Source organism: Paenibacillus sp. MAHUQ-45, from assembly GCF_058133325.1.
The window spans coordinates 67,092-84,386 of record NZ_JBYUPV010000019.1; the positions used below are offsets into that span (position 1 = coordinate 67,092).

The 17,295-nt window shown below is 49.4% G+C and carries 10 protein-coding genes, 1 rRNA gene and 3 riboswitches; all 11 genes read left to right on the forward strand.

Going from position 1 to position 17,295, the window contains the following annotated elements:
• The first annotated feature begins 66 nt into the window (after positions 1–66).
• Positions 67–1,320, forward strand: a complete 1,254-nt coding sequence (locus tag AC3Y23_RS27290) for a DUF58 domain-containing protein (RefSeq protein WP_379205106.1) — start codon at positions 67–69, stop codon at positions 1,318–1,320.
• Positions 1,289–3,709, forward strand: coding sequence for a transglutaminase TgpA family protein (locus tag AC3Y23_RS27295; RefSeq protein ID WP_379205108.1), 2,421 nt, complete (start codon positions 1,289–1,291; stop codon positions 3,707–3,709). Before AC3Y23_RS27290 ends, AC3Y23_RS27295 begins: the two co-directional genes overlap by 32 nt.
• A 328-nt stretch (positions 3,710–4,037) precedes the next feature.
• A complete protein-coding gene (gene guaA, locus AC3Y23_RS27300; RefSeq protein ID WP_379205110.1) occupies positions 4,038–5,576 on the forward strand; it encodes a glutamine-hydrolyzing GMP synthase in 1,539 nt (512 codons plus the stop codon).
• Positions 5,577–5,904: 328 nt separating this feature from the next.
• Positions 5,905–6,003: riboswitch (purine riboswitch) on the forward strand.
• A gap of 126 nt (positions 6,004–6,129) precedes the next feature.
• The gene (locus AC3Y23_RS27305) at positions 6,130–7,530 is read left to right on the forward strand and encodes an NCS2 family permease (RefSeq protein ID WP_379205112.1); all 1,401 of its coding nucleotides are present in this window, start codon (positions 6,130–6,132) and stop codon (positions 7,528–7,530) included.
• Positions 7,531–7,653: 123 nt separating this feature from the next.
• Positions 7,654–9,663: a glycosyltransferase family 39 protein gene (locus AC3Y23_RS27310; RefSeq protein ID WP_379205114.1), complete on the forward strand. Its 2,010-nt coding sequence runs from the start codon at positions 7,654–7,656 to the stop codon at positions 9,661–9,663.
• Positions 9,663–13,490: a glycosyltransferase family 39 protein gene (locus tag AC3Y23_RS27315; RefSeq protein ID WP_379205116.1), complete on the forward strand. Its 3,828-nt coding sequence runs from the start codon at positions 9,663–9,665 to the stop codon at positions 13,488–13,490. Before AC3Y23_RS27310 ends, AC3Y23_RS27315 begins: the two co-directional genes overlap by 1 nt.
• Positions 13,491–13,555: 65 nt before the next feature.
• The gene (locus AC3Y23_RS27320; protein WP_379205118.1) at positions 13,556–14,533 is read left to right on the forward strand and encodes a glycosyltransferase family 2 protein; all 978 of its coding nucleotides are present in this window, start codon (positions 13,556–13,558) and stop codon (positions 14,531–14,533) included.
• Positions 14,523–14,927, forward strand: coding sequence for a GtrA family protein (locus AC3Y23_RS27325; RefSeq protein WP_379205120.1), 405 nt, complete (start codon positions 14,523–14,525; stop codon positions 14,925–14,927). The genes AC3Y23_RS27320 and AC3Y23_RS27325 overlap by 11 nt, the downstream gene beginning before the upstream one ends.
• A gap of 26 nt (positions 14,928–14,953) precedes the next feature.
• The gene (locus tag AC3Y23_RS27330) at positions 14,954–15,631 is read left to right on the forward strand and encodes a class D sortase (RefSeq protein WP_379205122.1); all 678 of its coding nucleotides are present in this window, start codon (positions 14,954–14,956) and stop codon (positions 15,629–15,631) included.
• A 106-nt stretch (positions 15,632–15,737) separates the two neighbouring features.
• A riboswitch (cyclic di-GMP riboswitch) is annotated at positions 15,738–15,818 on the forward strand.
• A 75-nt stretch (positions 15,819–15,893) separates the two neighbouring features.
• Positions 15,894–15,975: riboswitch (cyclic di-GMP riboswitch) on the forward strand.
• A 13-nt stretch (positions 15,976–15,988) separates the two neighbouring features.
• Positions 15,989–16,795, forward strand: coding sequence for a transglutaminase domain-containing protein (locus AC3Y23_RS27335; RefSeq protein WP_379205124.1), 807 nt, complete (start codon positions 15,989–15,991; stop codon positions 16,793–16,795).
• 406 nt (positions 16,796–17,201) lie between these two features.
• Positions 17,202–17,295: ribosomal RNA gene (locus AC3Y23_RS27340) — 16S ribosomal RNA — on the forward strand; the annotation flags it as partial.

Sequence of the window (17,295 nt, forward strand, 5' to 3'; positions counted from 1 at the left end):
TCGCAGCCCATCAAAAGAGCGGTAAGTCTCAGAAATCGCAGTAGTGCCCTTGGAGAATGGCTGCGGATGCTGTCAGCAGGAGGTGTAATTGGTGTCCTCTACGCCTGGCGCGGAGGGCAAGCGCTGCTCTTCCTCTTGTCCATAGTCGTTCTTCTGCTGCTGGGAGGGTTATTGTTGCAACTCTTCGGGCCTCGTCGGATCAAAGTCGAGCGAACGGTTACGCCAGCCCGTCCTGTTGCGGGAGACACACTCCGGGTGCAGGTTCAGGTCAGCTTCATCTCAAGGATTCCGCTCCCTTGGATGATCATATTCGATGATTGGGGGAGTGTCTGGCATCAGGAACTGCTGTTTCCCGGATTTCGCCGTTCTTTCTCTTATTCGTATACGCTGAAAGAGCTGCCACGGGGGGTTCAGCGATTGCGGGCCTGCAAAGCGGTGTGGGGCGATCTGCCTGGCTGGTTCACAGGCAGCAGTAAGCCTGCAGGTGAGGCTACTGTCAAGGTGATGCCTGCTCCATTATATTTCCGCTGGTCGGCGCCGGAAGGTGGAGTTCTTCCAGATCAGATCAGGATGGCGAAGTGGAGCCGGGGCGGCAGTGAGGAAGCTGTCGACATCCGCCAATATGCGCCGGGAGATCCTCTGAACCGGATACACTGGAAGAACAGCGCACGTCGTGGTGTTCTGCAGAGCAGGGTGCCGGAAAAGGAGCGGGGGCGCATGATCTGTGTTGTGCTGGACAATTGCGCCGCCAGCTATGAGGTTCCTTATGGCGCACTAGTAGCACGAGGACGGAGAGGGGAGAGACCCTCCGGCTTTGAGCAGGCAGTATCGGCGGCAACGGGACAACTGCTCGCTGCCGAACACTCCGGTGCTTATATGCAGTTGTTCACCGGAGGCTGGCCGGAAGGGCTGGCTCGTCATGAGGGGCTAGGAAAGGTGCCTGCTCGGGTATTGGACATGCTCACCGAAATTGCCCCGAACGGTGCACGAAGCTTGCCGGAATTGCTCGAGGATGCTGCGCGAGGCTGGATTCCGGGAATGGCTGTCGCTGTGATTACCGGACGGCTTACTGAAGATTCGGCCAAGGCTATTGCACGTTATCTAGTGCAGGGAGTCAAGATGGATCTCTATTATGTATGGGATCTGCCGGCTCCTCAGGGAGGCAGTACTGGCCGCGAGGAATCTTCCTCGGCGGGAAGTATTTCAGACAGCCTGCGCCGTCTCGGTGCTACATTATTTTGCCTGGACGGTGCACTGCCCGCTTATGGACACGGGGAGGTGGAATTCCATGAATCAGCCGGAAAACCAACGATACGGTAACAAAAAATCCAGTGAGACCCGGCACTGCTACGGGAGCAGTTTAGGATCGAGTAGAACAATTACGCCCCTCACTGGGCGAGAGGTGCCCACAGAACCCCAGACTTCTGAAGTTCATACGACGGGACCTTTAACCGGAGCGGCTTCAGGGTTCCCCTTTATAGAGAACAGTCAGGCCGGAGTGCAGAGGGAAGTCCCTCTCGGGTACCGCTTGCTGTTCTCTTTGCCTGTTTTGGGACTTTTTATCCTGTGGCTCTCTCCGCTGTACCGTGTCTCAACGACTCCTGAAACGGCTAGCCTGATGATAACTCTGATGATAGTGGCGGCTGTGCTTATATTCTGGGGCATGCTTCAGCTGCCTGGTTGGCTGCTCTTGACACTACAGTTTGCGAGCATTGCTGCAGCCTGGGTGTATCTGACTGCCAGGGAAGAGGGGACTGGCTGGTTAGCGGAATACCCGGCACAGCTGCTAAGGGATCTCGTTATGCTTCTGTCGGGACATGTTGCGGAACTGGGTAATACGAGTAGATTGCTGATTCTGGCCGCAGGCTGGGGGATGCTGGTCTCGTCGGTGCAGCATTTAGCGATACACAGGGGAAGTTCCTTGCTTTTTAGCATAGTGTCCATGGCTTATTTATTGGTGCTGGATATTGCTTTTAGCATCGAGACGACCGTAGAGGTCATGTTGTCCGCAGGGCTGATTTTATGGATGCAAGGGATGGGCGTGCTGATTCGTCTGCGGGAACGAAATATCCATGTGAGGATTCCTTATGGCCTTTGGTGTAGTACGGCGTTTATCGTAGCTTTCGTTCTGATGCTAACCGCTTGGTGCGGGGAACAGCTCTACGGCTCACGCTCCGTGAATCAGATCACACTGCATTCTGCCTTCAGCAAGCTAAATGACTGGGCAGCCGGGCATATGAAGGAGAGCATGGAGGCGATGGGCAGGGGAACCACGGGCTACAGTTTGAATTCTGCTGAATTGGGAGCCCCACTGACACCCGGCACAGAGCCGGTTTTTACGGCGTTCAGCGATGAGCGAACCTATTGGCGAGGCGAGAGTATGGCTTACTATGACGGCCGCCGATGGATTAGAGAGGCGGATTCCTTTACTCCGCTGAATCTTTCCGGTTTTCCACTTCCACCGGCGTCTGGGCCCGGGCCGTCTAGCCGCAAGACACTGCGACAGCAGATTCTATTGGCTGGCCCATCCCCAGGAGGGTTGCCGGTGTTCAGTGCAGGGACTATTGTTGACATGGAATCAGGGGAACGGGAGGATGGAAGCCGTCTGGGCTATATTCTTGTTAATAAGGAAGGGGATAGCTTCCGTCTGCCGGATGAGGCAGAGGGCGCCTGGGTTACGGGCTATACGGTTCTTTCTGTACTACCCGAATTCGATCCGGCTGTGCTGCGCGGGGTGCAGCAGGGCGACCCTGAAGAGATTCGCAGCAAATATTTGGAGCTGCCGTCGCAGCTACCAGCTCGGGTAGCCTCTTTAGCAGCTGAGCTTACGGCCACCGCTAGTAGCCGCTATGATGCTACAGTGGCGGTAAGGGATTATTTGCAGAGTCATTATCCCTATACTCTGGATACGAGGGTCCCCCCGTCCGGCAGTGATTTCGTAGATGGTTTTCTGTTCCAAGCGAAGCGCGGTTATTGTGTTCATTTTGCAACGGCCATGGCAGTCCTGCTTCGCAGTGTCGATATCCCAGCCCGTTTCGTCCAAGGTTATGGCCCGGGCCAACTGGTAACAGGTCCCGGGCCACAGCGATATGCTGTGACCGAGAGGGATGCCCATGCTTGGGTCGAGGTGTACTTTCAAGGCGTAGGCTGGGTCCCGTTCGACCCGACACCGGGTGGCGCGGCTGCTGGTACCGCGCAGCCTGCTGATCCGGCGGCTTCCTTGGCGCCGCCGTCCGGGTCCGGCCTCTCCGCTGCGCAGCGCGCGGAGAATTGGCCCGCCCAGCCACTGCCGGGCGGGCCGGCACCCGCGCCGCTCCAGCTCGCGGCGCTGGCGCTTCCCGCCGCCGCGTGGCACTGGCGGCGGAGCCTGGCCCTGCTGTGGGCTTACCGCAGCAGGGCTGTGGGCCGGGAGAGGCAGCTTCGCGCTGCCTCTCTGGCCTGGCACGGGCTGGCGGCGCGGTATGGGGCGCCGCCGCCCGGGGTCACGGGCAGGGAGTATGCAGACTCCCTGCCGATCGCAGATGCCGGACTGCGCGTAGCGGTCCGGCGGTTCGTACGCCAGTGGGAGACCCTGGCGTACAGCGGGTCCGGCGGATCACCGGCTTCCCGCCGCACTCCCCCGGCGGCTTCTTCCGCTCCGTCATCATCCACCGATGAAGGTGAAGCCTTCCTACGGGAATGCCTGAGGATTACCTTCCGGCTGACATGAACCGTTTGAGGTAAGCCGTCTGACCAAAACATCTGACGTAAACAGACTAATGTAAACGGACTAACCTAAACCGGCTAACATAAATCGACTAAGCTAAACGGCTTGACCTAAAGCAGCTAATGGAAGTGGAAGGTCCAACCAGTAACACGCTTGCTTGAGGCGAGTGCCCCTTGAAAAAGGAAGCGCCACCGCATCATTTATGTTGCCGCCTTCAACAATCCTGACATTTATCGACATGACAAAATCCAACCAAATCCATGCCCTCCTTTCCTTGACGGTGTGAATTAACCATGAGTATAATGAATCCAATAATCAAGGGAGGCACGTAATGAACAAGCCAAATGAAATCATCGTTGTTCTCGATTTCGGAGGACAATACAACCAACTTATCGCGCGCAGAATCAGAGATTTAGGAGTATATAGTGAGCTTCTGCCTTACAATACACCAGTGGAGAAGATCAAGGCACTATCGCCGAAGGGGATCATATTCTCCGGTGGACCAAGCAGCGTATATGCCGAGGATGCACCGCATGTAGATCCGGCGATTTATGATTTGGGACTGCCAATTTTCGGCATTTGCTACGGAATGCAATTGATGGCTCAGCAGCTTGACGGTAAGGTCGAACGTGCCGCCAAACGCGAATATGGTAAAGCTGATGTTGATTTTGTCGAAGGCTCCCAGCTTGTGAAGGGTCTGGAGAACCGCCAAACAGTATGGATGAGCCACGGAGACCACGTAGTGGAGCTTCCAGCAGGCTTCAAACTGGACGCAGGAACTGAAAGTGCTCCGATTGCAGCTATGAGCAATGCCGAGCGCAAATTCTATGCGGTACAGTTCCACCCAGAGGTTCGTCATTCCGAGCATGGTAACGAGATGATCTCGAACTTCCTTTATGAAGTGTGCGGCTGCGATGGTAATTGGACGATGGAATCGTTTATTGAAGAAGCCGTTCAAGATATTCGTAATAAAGTAGGCGACAAGAAAGTACTCTGCGCCCTTAGCGGCGGTGTGGATTCATCCGTAGTGGCCATGCTCATCCACCGTGCTGTCGGGGATCAATTGACCTGTATGTTTATTGACCACGGTCTCTTGCGCAAAGGTGAAGCCGAGGGCGTTATGGAGATGTTCGTTGGTAAATTCGATATCCATGTGGTGAAGATCGATGCCAAGGAGCGCTTCATGAGCAAGCTGGCCGGTGTGGCTGACCCAGAGCAGAAGCGTAAGATTATCGGTAACGAGTTTATTTATTGCTTCGATGAAGAATCGGCCAAGCTGGGCGACTTCTCCTTCCTTGCTCAAGGTACGTTGTATACAGATATTGTTGAGAGCGGAACAGCAACAGCACAGACCATTAAATCCCACCATAATGTAGGCGGTCTGCCGGAAGACATGAAATTCAGTTTGATCGAGCCGCTTAATACGCTGTTCAAGGATGAAGTCCGCAAACTGGGCGAAGAACTAGGCATGCCAAGCGCTATGGTATGGCGTCAGCCGTTCCCAGGCCCGGGTCTTGCTATCCGCGTTCTGGGTGAAGTGACAGAGGAGAAGCTGAAGATCGTTCAGGATTCCGACTACATCCTGCGTGAAGAAATCATCAAAGCCGGTCTCGACCGCGAAATTTGGCAGTATTTCACAGCATTGCCGAACATGAAGAGCGTTGGCGTCATGGGTGATGCTCGTACGTATTCCTACACCGTAGGTATCCGCGCGGTAACCTCCATCGACGGTATGACCGCTGACTGGGCGCGTATCCCGTGGGATATTCTTGAGAAAATCTCTGTACGTATCGTCAACGAAGTAGAGAACGTAAACCGTATCGTCTATGACGTGACTTCGAAACCACCTGCAACGATTGAGTGGGAATAGGTAAACCAGCAACTATAGATTGAAAAAAACTCTCTTTTATCTGCGTTGTTCAGCAAATAGAAGAGAGTTTTTTATGCTCCTATTAAGAATTCTGTCGATGAAGCGGAAATCATGATTCCAAGATCCGACGGGACACAGCGTCATTCCAAGTTATAGAAGGCTTGTGTTAAATTTTTCACAGAGCAGCCCCATGATTAACATCCTTTTCTTCCCGATTCCTATAAGGAATTGGCGAGAAATGTCGTTTTTACGAACAATACAAAAAAAATAACGTTTAATGTTCGTTTTTGTCATTGACAAGGGCTGTCATATCCCCCTAAAATAATAAAGCACAACAATAATATTTATTCGTATAATTCCGGGGATTGGCCCGGAAGTCTCTACAGGTCACCGTAATGACCTGGCTACGATGAAGAAGAGAACAATCTCCTGTTGATCTTCGCCCCTAGATTGGCGATATGCACAGGAACTTACTCTTTTTATCTGGCCGGTGTCTATCAGACTCCGGCTTTTTGTTGCTGTCAGACACAACATACCTTAGGGGGAGAACAATTTGAATCGCTTTTTCAAGTTGAAAGAGAATGGTACTACCGTTCGTACAGAGATTATGGCCGGCTTGACTACGTTTATGGCAATGGCTTATATCCTGTCCGTAAATCCCAACATACTGACCGCTTTTGGCCAGATCGACATGGGATGGTATTCTGTATTTTTGGCTACAGCGATAGCCGCAGGTGTTTTCACTATTGCCATGGGGTTGTTCATTAACTTCCCGGTTGCACTGGCACCTGGTATGGGACTTAACGCTTACTTCGCATCGGTTATCCTGTCCTCCGCCACATCGGATCATCCATTCACTTGGCAGATGGGTCTTACCGCCGTATTCATTTCCGGTTTGATCTTTATCCTATTAACCGTAACCAAGGTACGTCAGATCCTATTGACAGCTATTCCTGACAGCCTGAAGCATGCAATCACCGTCGGTATCGGTTTGTTTATTACCATTATCGGCCTTAAGAACAGCGGAATCATGACGATCGGCGTAGAAGCCGTAAACGACATTGCCGCTCATAAGTTTACAGATGTCCTTTCTTTCGAAACAGTTATCCATCTGGGCAGCCTGGAGAACACCAATGTCCAGCTGGCAATTATCGGCTTGCTGCTGATCGCAATCTTGATGGTGCTGAATGTTCGCGGCGCAATCCTGTTCGGTATTCTCGGTACTACTGCAGTGGGAATTCTGATGGGCGCCGTGGATTTCAGTCCTCTGTCCAATCCGCAAACACCATGGGTTCCTGATTTCACTCAATTGAACTTCATGAAATTTGACTGGGATGGCATTCTGCATACCGGTATCATTTCCGCCATTGCGACATTCACTTTCGTAGAGTTGTTTGATACTTTTGGTACACTTGTAGGTACAGCTCAACGTGCTGGCATTATGGACAACCCTGAAGAAGGTAAGAAGCGTGTAGGTAAGGCAATGTTCGTAGATGCGGTGGCAGTAGCTGGTGGTGCCATGGTCGGAACTTCCACAACTACGGCTTACGTAGAAAGTGCTGCCGGTGTTGCTGAGGGTGGCCGTACAGGTCTTACTGCGGTAACTACAGGCGTCTGCTTCCTGTTGGCCCTGTTCCTTGCTCCTGTAGCTGCGCTTATCCCTGGTTCTGCTACCGCTGCTGCTCTGATCGTTGTAGGTGTACTGATGGCGCAATCGCTCCGTAATATTGACTTCCAGGACATGGTCGTTGCCATTCCTGCGTTCCTGACGTTTGTTATTATGCCTTTCACTTACAATATCGCCAACGGTATTTCCTTCGGTATCGTTACTTACGTAATTCTTGCTAGTGTCGCTAACTTGGCCGGCAAAAAGAAATACGACATTCACTGGATGATGTGGGTACTTGCGATCCTGATTATTCTCCGTTATGCATTAATGGGTAGTCAGGGCTAAAGCCTGTATCTGATACATCCATCCTGCGGTCCCTTCGATGTTGAAGGGACCGTTTTTTTGTGGTTTTGCGTATCAGTCTTTTCATCATCCATTATTTAGATTATATTGTTGAAGAGGTGATAAATGTTGTCCAGCAGTCTAAATCGGGTATTTATCTTTTGCAAGAACAACCCTTGGCTCGTACTAATGTTCCTGCTGGGAGCGATGATTCGGATAGTGTATATTGGTTCCATTCCGCCAGGATTGAATCAGGACGAAGCGTCGATCGGATATGACGCCTACGCTATACTTCATTATGGTATCGACAGAAACGGAATCCACCTGCCAATCCATCTGATCGCCTGGGGCAGCGGGCAAAATGCGTTGTATGCTTACTTGTCCATGCCGTTTATCTGGTTATTCGGCTTATCACCGGTAACGGTGCGAATGGCGAGTCTACTTATGGGTCTAGTGGGCATGGTAGTGTTCTATCTTTTGTCCAAAAGACTCTTTTCCTCCCCAGTAGCGGGTCTTGCCGCCATGTTCTTTATCGCTATTAATCCATGGCATATCATGATGTCGAGATGGGCGTTAGAATCGAATCTGTTTCCTACGTTGATTCTGCTTGCTGTTTATTGCTTGCTTCGATCCTTCGAAGCTCCCAAATGGTCTTATGCATTTACAGTTATACTATCGTTGTCGCTTTATGCCTATGGGACTGCCTATTTTTTCGTTCCGGTATTTGCTTTGGGAACTATAATTCTTCTATTGTATAGAAAAGTGCTGAAGCTACGGACCATTCTATGGAATGGTGTACTGTTTATCCTGCTGGCTTTGCCGATTCTATCCTTTATAATGATCAATCGTTATCAACTGCAGGGCTTTTCTACCCCGTTCTTTTCCATCCCAAGATTAACTACACCGCGAGTGGAGCAGATCTCCTCAGTCTTCGGCGGGCAAATGCTCGACACTGCCTGGAGTAATCTCCGCGAATTTTTCAAGATAATGCTCAGTGGAAGTGATGGTCTGCCGTGGAATTCCATATCGCCTTACGGCTACGCCTATTCTCTTGGATTGCCCTTTGTCCTGGTAGGACTTATTGTTATAATAAAGTCTTTACGTAAGCGGGATTTATACGGCACTGGTCAGTCGGTGATCCTGCTCTGGTTCCTGACGGCTATTCTGATGGCAGCCATAACGAATGTGAACATTAACCGGATTAATGTTATTTTCTACCCTGTAATTCTGCTGATTGTAGCTGGCTTTTTGTGGCTTAGCACGAAGATTAAAGGGGCAGGCTTGGTTGCAGCGGGTGGATTCGCTCTGTTTTTCGTTTTGTTTGGCATGACGTATTTCCGTGATTTCCCGGGGAGAATCGGTCCTGACTTTTATGAGTCCATCGGAGAGGCTATCCAGTATGCTTCTGCGGAGACTGAAGGGAATGTCTATGTTACCGATAAGGTCAACATGCCCTATATCTATGTGCTCTTTTATGAAACTATCGATCCTCATGATTACCTGAAAACTGTTAGCTACGTCAATCCGGGCGCTCCCTTTCAGCTGGTAAACTCATTTGGACGTTATCGGTTTGGAGGGCTGTCGATTGTCCCGGGTGAGCGGGCAGCGTATATCTTTTGGAATGGTGATCCTCTCCCTGACGGGAATGAAGGATACGAGATTAAGAGATTCAAGAACTACACTGTAGTTGTTGATCGCGAAGGAATTACACCTGTGAATCCTCAGGATACTGAGGGCGACCGCGAACATCATGGACTGATGAACGGAGGGTTCGAGGAAGGGGCGTTGTATTGGACTTTTACAGCCGGTACAGGAATTGGCACCAATAATCCGTATCAGGGAAGCTCGCTCGCCTATCTTGATCCTGGTATGGAAAAGACAATCGCTCAATTGATTTACCCGGAGAAGTCCGGTGAGTACAAGTTTTCGGCAATGATTAGTGCAGGTGGGGGAGGCGGAAAGTTTGGTATACGGGTTAATGGTGCCATCCTTACTGAAACTGAACTTACCGAAGGTGAAAGCTATCATCAGATTGAACTTCACGCAGTGAGCCTGCAGCAGGGTGAACAGGCGGAGATTTATTTTACCGGCGGAAACGGCTGGATTAACATTGATGAGGTGAGGATGGAACAATGATGATCAAGAATACACGTGTGGCCGCAATACTCATTGTCATATGCGTACTCTTCCTGCTTCCAGTGACAAGTGTATTTGCAGAAGGCAACCTGCTGCAGAATCCGGGCTTTGAGGATGGGGAAGGCAGCGCTCCGTCCGGCTGGACGGAGGACGCATGGATTCCGGGAAAAGATGCCGGCTATGTGTCCGTGCAAACATCCGAGGTCCATTCCGGCAGTAAAGCGGCTGTGATCGAGAATTTGCAGCCGAACCATCTGAAATGGATACAGACGATTCAAGTGGAGCCAGACCACTTGTATAAAATTTCTGGTTGGGTCAAGGTTGTGAACACCGTCAGCGGCGGGTTTGGCGCTGGTGTGTTCGTGGTTGGCGTAGGAGGTGGTTATCCTGGTGTCATGGAGACCGCTGGAGAATGGAAGTACCTGGAATTCATCGGCAAGACAGGGCCAGACCAGAAGGAGCTGGGCGTGGGGGCCAGTCTTGGCGGTTATGCCAGTTTGTCCCAAGGCAAGGCTTACTTCGATGATTTGGCTGTAGAGCCGTTAGATGCTGCTCCCGAGGGAAGCAATATCATCTCACTGGATAACAATGCTGCGCCCCAAGGCGGGGACAGCAAGCCTGAAGAAACACCGCACAAAATTTCTCCGGCGAAGTTGCTGCTGATTTCTGCGCTGTTCAGTGCCTTTTTCGCAGTGCTCTGTAACCGGGTCTTCCGTAACAACAAATTAATGAAGCAGCCGGAGAATGTATACAGCCGGTGGCTATATATTTCGATTGGTGCAGCGCTGATACTGCGGGTCTGGATCGGACTGACTGCGCAAGGGTACCAGAATGATATGAATACCTTTATTGCCTGGGGTCAGCGGATGCTGGATCTAGGGCCTGGTAGATTTTATGAGGAAGGATATTTCGCCGATTATCCGCCAGGATATTTGTACATATTGTATGTGCTGAGCGCGATCCGCGGGATTTTTGGCTTGGCGCATGGCTCGGGTGGAGAGAATCTGTTGTTCAAGCTGCCAGCGATCATTTCGGATCTGGTGCTGGGCGGGCTGATTTATCGGGCAGCCAGGCAAAAACTCGGTTCCGGGATCGCACTGGGTCTTTCGCTACTATTCTTGTTCAATCCAGCAGTTCTTATCAATTCCGCTGCTTGGGGGCAAGCCGATTCCTTTTTCCTTATCTTCCTCCTACTTAGTATTGAAGGAGCAGCTAACAAATCTCTGGTTCGGGCAGCCATCTGGTTCGCCATTGCCACACTTGTTAAACCGCAGGCGCTTATCTTTACACCGGTATTGTTGTTTGCCTTTTATCATCAGCGGGCGTGGAAACAACTTGCGCTCGGCGCGGTGTATGGACTCGGGATCTTCGGGGTATTGGCAGCGCCGTTCTTCTGGAATAATGGTGGTTTAAGTGGACTTATTAATCTTTATAAAGGCACATTATCTTCTTATCCGTATTCTACCGTTAATGCCTTTAATCTTTATGCGTTAACCGATCCGATGTGGTCTAGTTTGGATCAAACCTGGCTAGGAATCTCGTACCGGGGCTGGGGATTTGTCTTTATTCTGGTCGCTGTAGCACTCTCGATGTTCTATTCATTCCAGAAGGATCGTAAGGATTTATCCAGATCTTTCTTTATCGGCATGGTATTGATTGTTACCGTCTTTGTATTGGGGACAAAAATGCATGAGCGCTATATGTACCCTGCACTGATTCTTGCCGTGTTCGCGTATATTCGGAGCAAGGATCGCCGCTTCCTGACATTGTTCCTGGGGTTCAGCTTGACCCAGTATGTGAATGTCGGCTATACACTTGCTCATTTGAATGCGGGCAACAACCCGGAAGCAGATGGCATCGTTATAGTTACGGCGATCACAAATCTGGCCTTGTTACTATACATGCTTTATATTGGGTACGATGTATATGGAAGGAACCGGGTGAAGAGTCTGCCCCCTCTACGTTCTGAGGAGGAGCACCGTGCGGAAGATTTGGGCTTGGTACAGAACATTCGCTTGCTCAAGGACAACTCTGGAGACTCCCTATTCAAGCTGAAGCTGAGTCGCAGGGACTGGACCTGGATGCTTGTTATTACTGCCATATATGCCGTGGTTGCTCTGGTCCATCTGGGATCTACGAAGGCCCCGGAGACATTATGGGAACCAGCGGCTAGCGGAGAGAGCTTCTATGTGGATCTCGGACAGAGCAAGCAGCTTGAACGTGTGAATGTCTTCGGAGGCGTTGGAACCGGCAAGTTCAAGCTGGAATTCGGTGAATCGCCTGAAGCCTGGGGAAGTCCGCTCGAAGTTAATGAGGATGTCGGCAATGTCTTCATCTGGAAAAGCCAGCCACTGAATGTGGCGGCAAGATATGTGAAGCTTACTGTCCTCTCGCCAGGGTTCACCTTGAATGAGATGGCTTTCTACGAGCAGAACGGCGGCAGAATACCGCTTCCGATTGCCAGTGTTACTCCGGATGGAGGAACTGCCAAGCGGGGAGCACCTGGAAATCTGTTCGACGAACAGTCGTTGATTCCGGAGTATTCCAACTTCATGAACAGTACTTATTTTGATGAGATTTATCATGCCCGTACTGCATATGAGCATTACCACGGCATCGTGCCGTACGAGAATACGCATCCCCCACTGGGCAAGCTGCTGATTGGGATCGGGATGGAGTTGTTCGGTGTGAACCCGTTCGGCTGGCGGATCATCGGAACTCTGTTTGGAATTGCCATGTTGCCACTGATATATATGATGGCGCTGCGTTTGTTCAAACAGACCCGTTATGCGGCTCTCGCATCAGGATTGTTTGCCCTGGACTTTATGCATTTTACACAGACAAGAATCTCTACCATTGATGTGTACGGTGTATTCTTCATTATGTTAATGTTCTACTTCATGCAGCGCTACTTTACTTTGAACTTCTATAAGGTACCGCTCGGCAAAACGCTGATTCCGCTGTTCTGGTCTGGCCTGTTCTTCGGTATCGGCGTAGCTTCCAAGTGGATTGTGCTTTACGGCGGGGCCGGTCTGGCTGTTATGCTGGCATTGGCTCTGGTTGAACGCTACCGTGAATACCGGGCTGCCAAGCGAGTGCTGGCCGAAGGCCGCAAGCTCGATCAGGCAGTGACCACGGCTTGCCGCGGAGCGGTGAACTCTTTTTGGAAGAATACAATTATAACGCTTGCCAGCTGTATTGGATTTTTCGTTATTATACCGGGGGTTATCTACAGTCTGTCCTTTGTTCCTGCTTTATCGCCATCGGCAAACGGCTTTACTTTGCAGGGTTTGATTGATGCGCAGAAGAATATGTACAACTATCATAGCCAACTCGTTGCAACACATCCATTTGCATCCTCCTGGTGGGAATGGCCGTTTATGAAAAGACCAGTCTGGTTCTTCAGCGGCGGAGAAGGATTGCCAGCCGGACAGGTCAGCAGCATTGTAACCATGGGTAATCCGCTCATCTGGTGGACTGGGATCTTTGCCATGATAGGTACACTGTGGCTGACCATCAAGCGTAAAGACAAAAGCTTGTTCATGATCTGGATCGCATTCTTTTCCCAGTATGTGCCTTGGATGCTCGTACCGCGTGAAACATTCCTATACCATTATTTTGCCATGGTACCGTTTATGATTCTTGCTATTGTATATGTAATGAAGCTTATTGACAGTAGATATCCGAACGCGCGGTACATTCGCTATGTTTATGTCGGTGTGGCGGCGCTGCTCTTTATTGCTTTCTATCCAGTGCTCTCGGGCATGCAAGTCAGTGGAAGTTATGTAACGAGCGTTCTGCGCTGGTTCCCGTCCTGGGTGTTCTAAGATGTTGTGATTTCAGGGCTTGTGTTGCCACAAGCCCTATATAAACTTTACTAGGAGGAACAAAGGTGAAGGCTAGATACAGTGTAGTAGTGCCTATGTACAATGAGGAAGAAGTTATCAGCCATACCTACGATCGGTTGAAGCAAGTGATGGACAGATGCGGCGATTCCTATGAATTGGTCTTTGTTAATGACGGCAGCCGTGACCGGACCGTAGAGATTATGCAGGAAATCAGCAGTCGTGATGAACGGGTGAAGCTGGTGGATTTCTCGCGAAACTTCGGACATCAGATTGCGATTACAGCGGGGATGGACTATGCCTCGGGGGATGCGGTGGTGGTCATTGATGCCGATCTTCAGGACCCGCCAGAAGTTATTTTGCAGATGATAGAGAAGTGGAAGGAAGGCTATGAGGTCGTTTACGGGAAGCGATTGAAGCGGCATGGAGAGACTCTTTTCAAAAAGGTGACCGCCAAGCTCTTCTACCGGCTGCTCAGCAGCATGACCAGTGTGGAGATTCCAACGGATACCGGAGATTTTCGCTTGATAGACCGCAAGGTCTGTGATGTACTGCGGGGCTTGAAGGAGAAGAACCGTTATGTCAGAGGATTGGTGAGTTGGGTCGGCTTCCGGCAGACGATGGTGGAATACGTTCGGGAGGAGCGTTTTGCGGGAGAGACGAAATATCCGCTGAAGAAGATGATCCGTTTTGCCCTGGATGGGATTACTTCCTTCTCGCACAAACCGCTTAAAATTGCTTCCTATGTTGGATTCTTCATCTCGCTGTTTAGCTTCCTGTATTTATTCTTCGTATTATTTCAAAAGGTCTTTACCTCATGGACCGTTCCGGGCTGGACCTCCATTGTCGGCGTTAACCTGCTGTTCAACGGGATCGTATTGATGCTGCTGGGCGTCATCGGGGAATACATCGGGCGAATCTATGACGAGTCTAAAGACAGACCGCTGTACATTGTGCGTGAGACTAGAGGCTACCCTGAGGGAGAGCTGAAGGAGAGTCAGAAGGAAAAAACCTATGTTCGATAACAACCGTCGTGCCGCATTCATTCAATTTCTAAAGTTTAATGCAGTGGGACTGCTTAATACGCTCATCGACTTTGTGGTCTTTACTCTGCTCCATTCCCTTGGGATGATGTATGGGCTGGCGCAAGTGTTCTCTTATAGTGCAGGTACTGCCAACAGCTTTATCCTGAATAAAAAAGTGACCTTTCGGGACAGTAGCCGCAGTGGCAAGAGTGGATTTGACCGAATACAACTGTTGAAGTTTATCATCTTGAATCTTGCTGTGCTGGGGATCTCTCTATTGCTGATGCAAGTACTGACGGAACGGTTCGGGGTGCAGGTGCTTCTATCCAAGGTGCTGGTAACCTTCGTCACTGTAGTTATCAATTTTTTTGGAAGCCGCAAATGGGTGTTCTAGGAATGTAAAATACGGGGGTGAAGATCATGCGCAAGTTCTCTTATCTCATCATTCTTGCGGGAATTCTTATCATGTTGTACCCGAAGGTGAATGAATGGTATGAAAACCGGCAGGAGCAGAAGCTGCTGGAAGAGGCGGAACATAGCTACAGTAATCTGGTTCCAGTCTCTGCCGATAACGATCTCAAAAGCAAATATGCTCAGGTAACGCAGTTGCTTGCAGAAGAGTCTGCTGCTGAAGAGCAAGAGCCCCAAACAGAAACACCTGCAACTGCAGAACCTGAACCTGAGATTGGCGGGAAAGTAATTGCTTTAATTGAGATCGATAAGATCAATTTGAAACTGCCCGTCCTTGAGGGGGCTACCAAGACTAATATGAAGCATGCGGCAGCCCATATGAAGGAGACGACTCCTATTGGCGAGATCGGCAATGCTGCAATTGCAGCTCATAGAGCGAGAACTACCGGAAGGCTATTCAACAGGTTGAACGAAGTGGCCATCGGTGACACCATTACAGTGAAGACTAATGCAGAGGAGTTTGACTATGAGGTCTATGATATCTCTGTAGTAGACCCTACGGATGTGTCAGTACTGAACGGGAATAACAAGGATAAAATCCTGACATTGATCACTTGTGACCCGTTAGTAAACCCTACGCACCGCCTGATTGTGCATGCCAAATTGCCCCAGATGGCAAAAAATTAATGTTTCTTAAGACATTAGTGTTATCTTTTCAATAAATTAGGGTAAATCTATTGATTTAGGCTTTGAATATATAAATGAATATGCTAGAATTAACTTAGAAAGCTAAACACGATAACGGCAAACCTATCGAAAGGTAGGGACGCAAAGCTAAAGGGCCTTCCCGTAAGGATGGCAGCCAGTTACCGAATGCAGAGGCTTTTTTTGTTGTCTTTCCATGGTCAATCTAGTAGTTCTCTAGTAGATGCGAGGATAGATAAAGCTTATACGATAACGGCAAACCTATCGAAAGGTAGGGACGCAAAGCTAAAGGGCCTTCCCGTTAAGGATGGCAGCCAGCTACCGAAAGGAGTTTTATCCATGAAAAAGTTTTATTTTGCTTTAATGTCCCTATTTTTAGTGGTCACCTCTATCAATGTCGCTTCAGCTAACGCTGCAAGTGCAGACGCGAAATGGTTGGATACCTCGAAGCTAAGTCAAGGCGTAGTGGGAATCCAATATGATGTTCCGAAGGATAAACGTATCAAAGTCATGATTACTAAAGACAACAATAGCTACACCTACAACCTTTATTCTGCACAGCAAATCGAGTCTTTCCCGCTACAACAAGGTAATGGATCTTATAAAGTATCTGTTCTGGAGAATACTACGGGCAATAAATATAAATCGGTCTACTCTGAAACTTTGGACCTGTCGCTTAACGACACTAACGCTGTATACTTGGGTTCCGTTCAGAATGTGAAATGGAATTCTTCCGATAATGCTATTCTTAAAGCCAAACAGCTTACAGCAGGCAAAACAACTGATCAAGCAAAAGTACAAGCTATTCATGACTACATCGTTGCCAATGTTAAATATGATTACGCGTTGGCTAATAGTGTGACTACTGATTACATTCCTAATATTAACAACACATTGAATAGTAAAAAGGGTATTTGCTATGATTACGCCTCCCTGTTTGCTGCGATGTCCCGCAGCGTAGGTATTCCTACCAAGCTGGTCATGGGAAATACAAGTTATGTTGCTCAGTATCACGCCTGGAATGATGTATTGATCGATGGTAAATGGGTGACAATCGATACAACTGTAGATGCCGGACTGGGCAAAGCTGCCCAGAATGATCTGTTCAAAAGTCCAAGTAAATACACCGCAGCAAAATTCTATTAATACGCATTGAACATGCCTAACAACCTGCTTAATTATTAAGCAGGTTGTTTTTTTTATATTAGGGGTTGCTTTTTTGTTGAAAGATAGGGTATTATGTAAAAGCGTTGTTGAGCAGGGCAAAGTGCTGTGAAATGATTGAAAAAAGAACTTCAAAAAAAAGCACTTGCGCTTCTGAGAATAACGTGTTATATTATAAGAGTTGCTGCTGAGACATTAAGCGGACAACGAGAACAGTTTGATCTTTGAAAACTGAACAACGAGTGAGTATCGAATTCACGCAAGTGAGTTCACAAATGAGAATGCAAATTCTCGTCAGATGTTTCAAAATGAGCAATCGCTCTTTTCGATAAGTTTTCGGATGGTTATTTTCTCGGATTAATTCGGGAAGTGATCGCTCGAAAAAACCTATTTGGAGAGTTTGATCCTGGCTCAGGACGAACGCTGGCGGCGTGCCTAATACATGCAAGTCGAGCGGAGTTGATTTGAAAGCTTGCTTTCAA

Excerpts from the sequence above, each read along its gene's own strand:
- AC3Y23_RS27295 (WP_379205108.1), top strand. The coding sequence starts at position 1,289 with ATGAATCAGCCGGAAAACCAACGATACGGTAACAAAAAATCCAGTGAG.
- AC3Y23_RS27335 (WP_379205124.1), top strand. The coding sequence starts at position 15,989 with ATGAAAAAGTTTTATTTTGCTTTAATGTCCCTATTTTTAGTGGTCACC.
- AC3Y23_RS27310 (WP_379205114.1), top strand. The coding sequence starts at position 7,654 with ATGTTGTCCAGCAGTCTAAATCGGGTATTTATCTTTTGCAAGAACAAC.
- guaA (WP_379205110.1), top strand. The coding sequence starts at position 4,038 with ATGAACAAGCCAAATGAAATCATCGTTGTTCTCGATTTCGGAGGACAA.
- AC3Y23_RS27325 (WP_379205120.1), top strand. The coding sequence starts at position 14,523 with ATGTTCGATAACAACCGTCGTGCCGCATTCATTCAATTTCTAAAGTTT.
- AC3Y23_RS27315 (WP_379205116.1), top strand. The coding sequence starts at position 9,663 with ATGATCAAGAATACACGTGTGGCCGCAATACTCATTGTCATATGCGTA.
- AC3Y23_RS27330 (WP_379205122.1), top strand. The coding sequence starts at position 14,954 with ATGCGCAAGTTCTCTTATCTCATCATTCTTGCGGGAATTCTTATCATG.
- AC3Y23_RS27290 (WP_379205106.1), top strand. The coding sequence starts at position 67 with ATGCTGTCAGCAGGAGGTGTAATTGGTGTCCTCTACGCCTGGCGCGGA.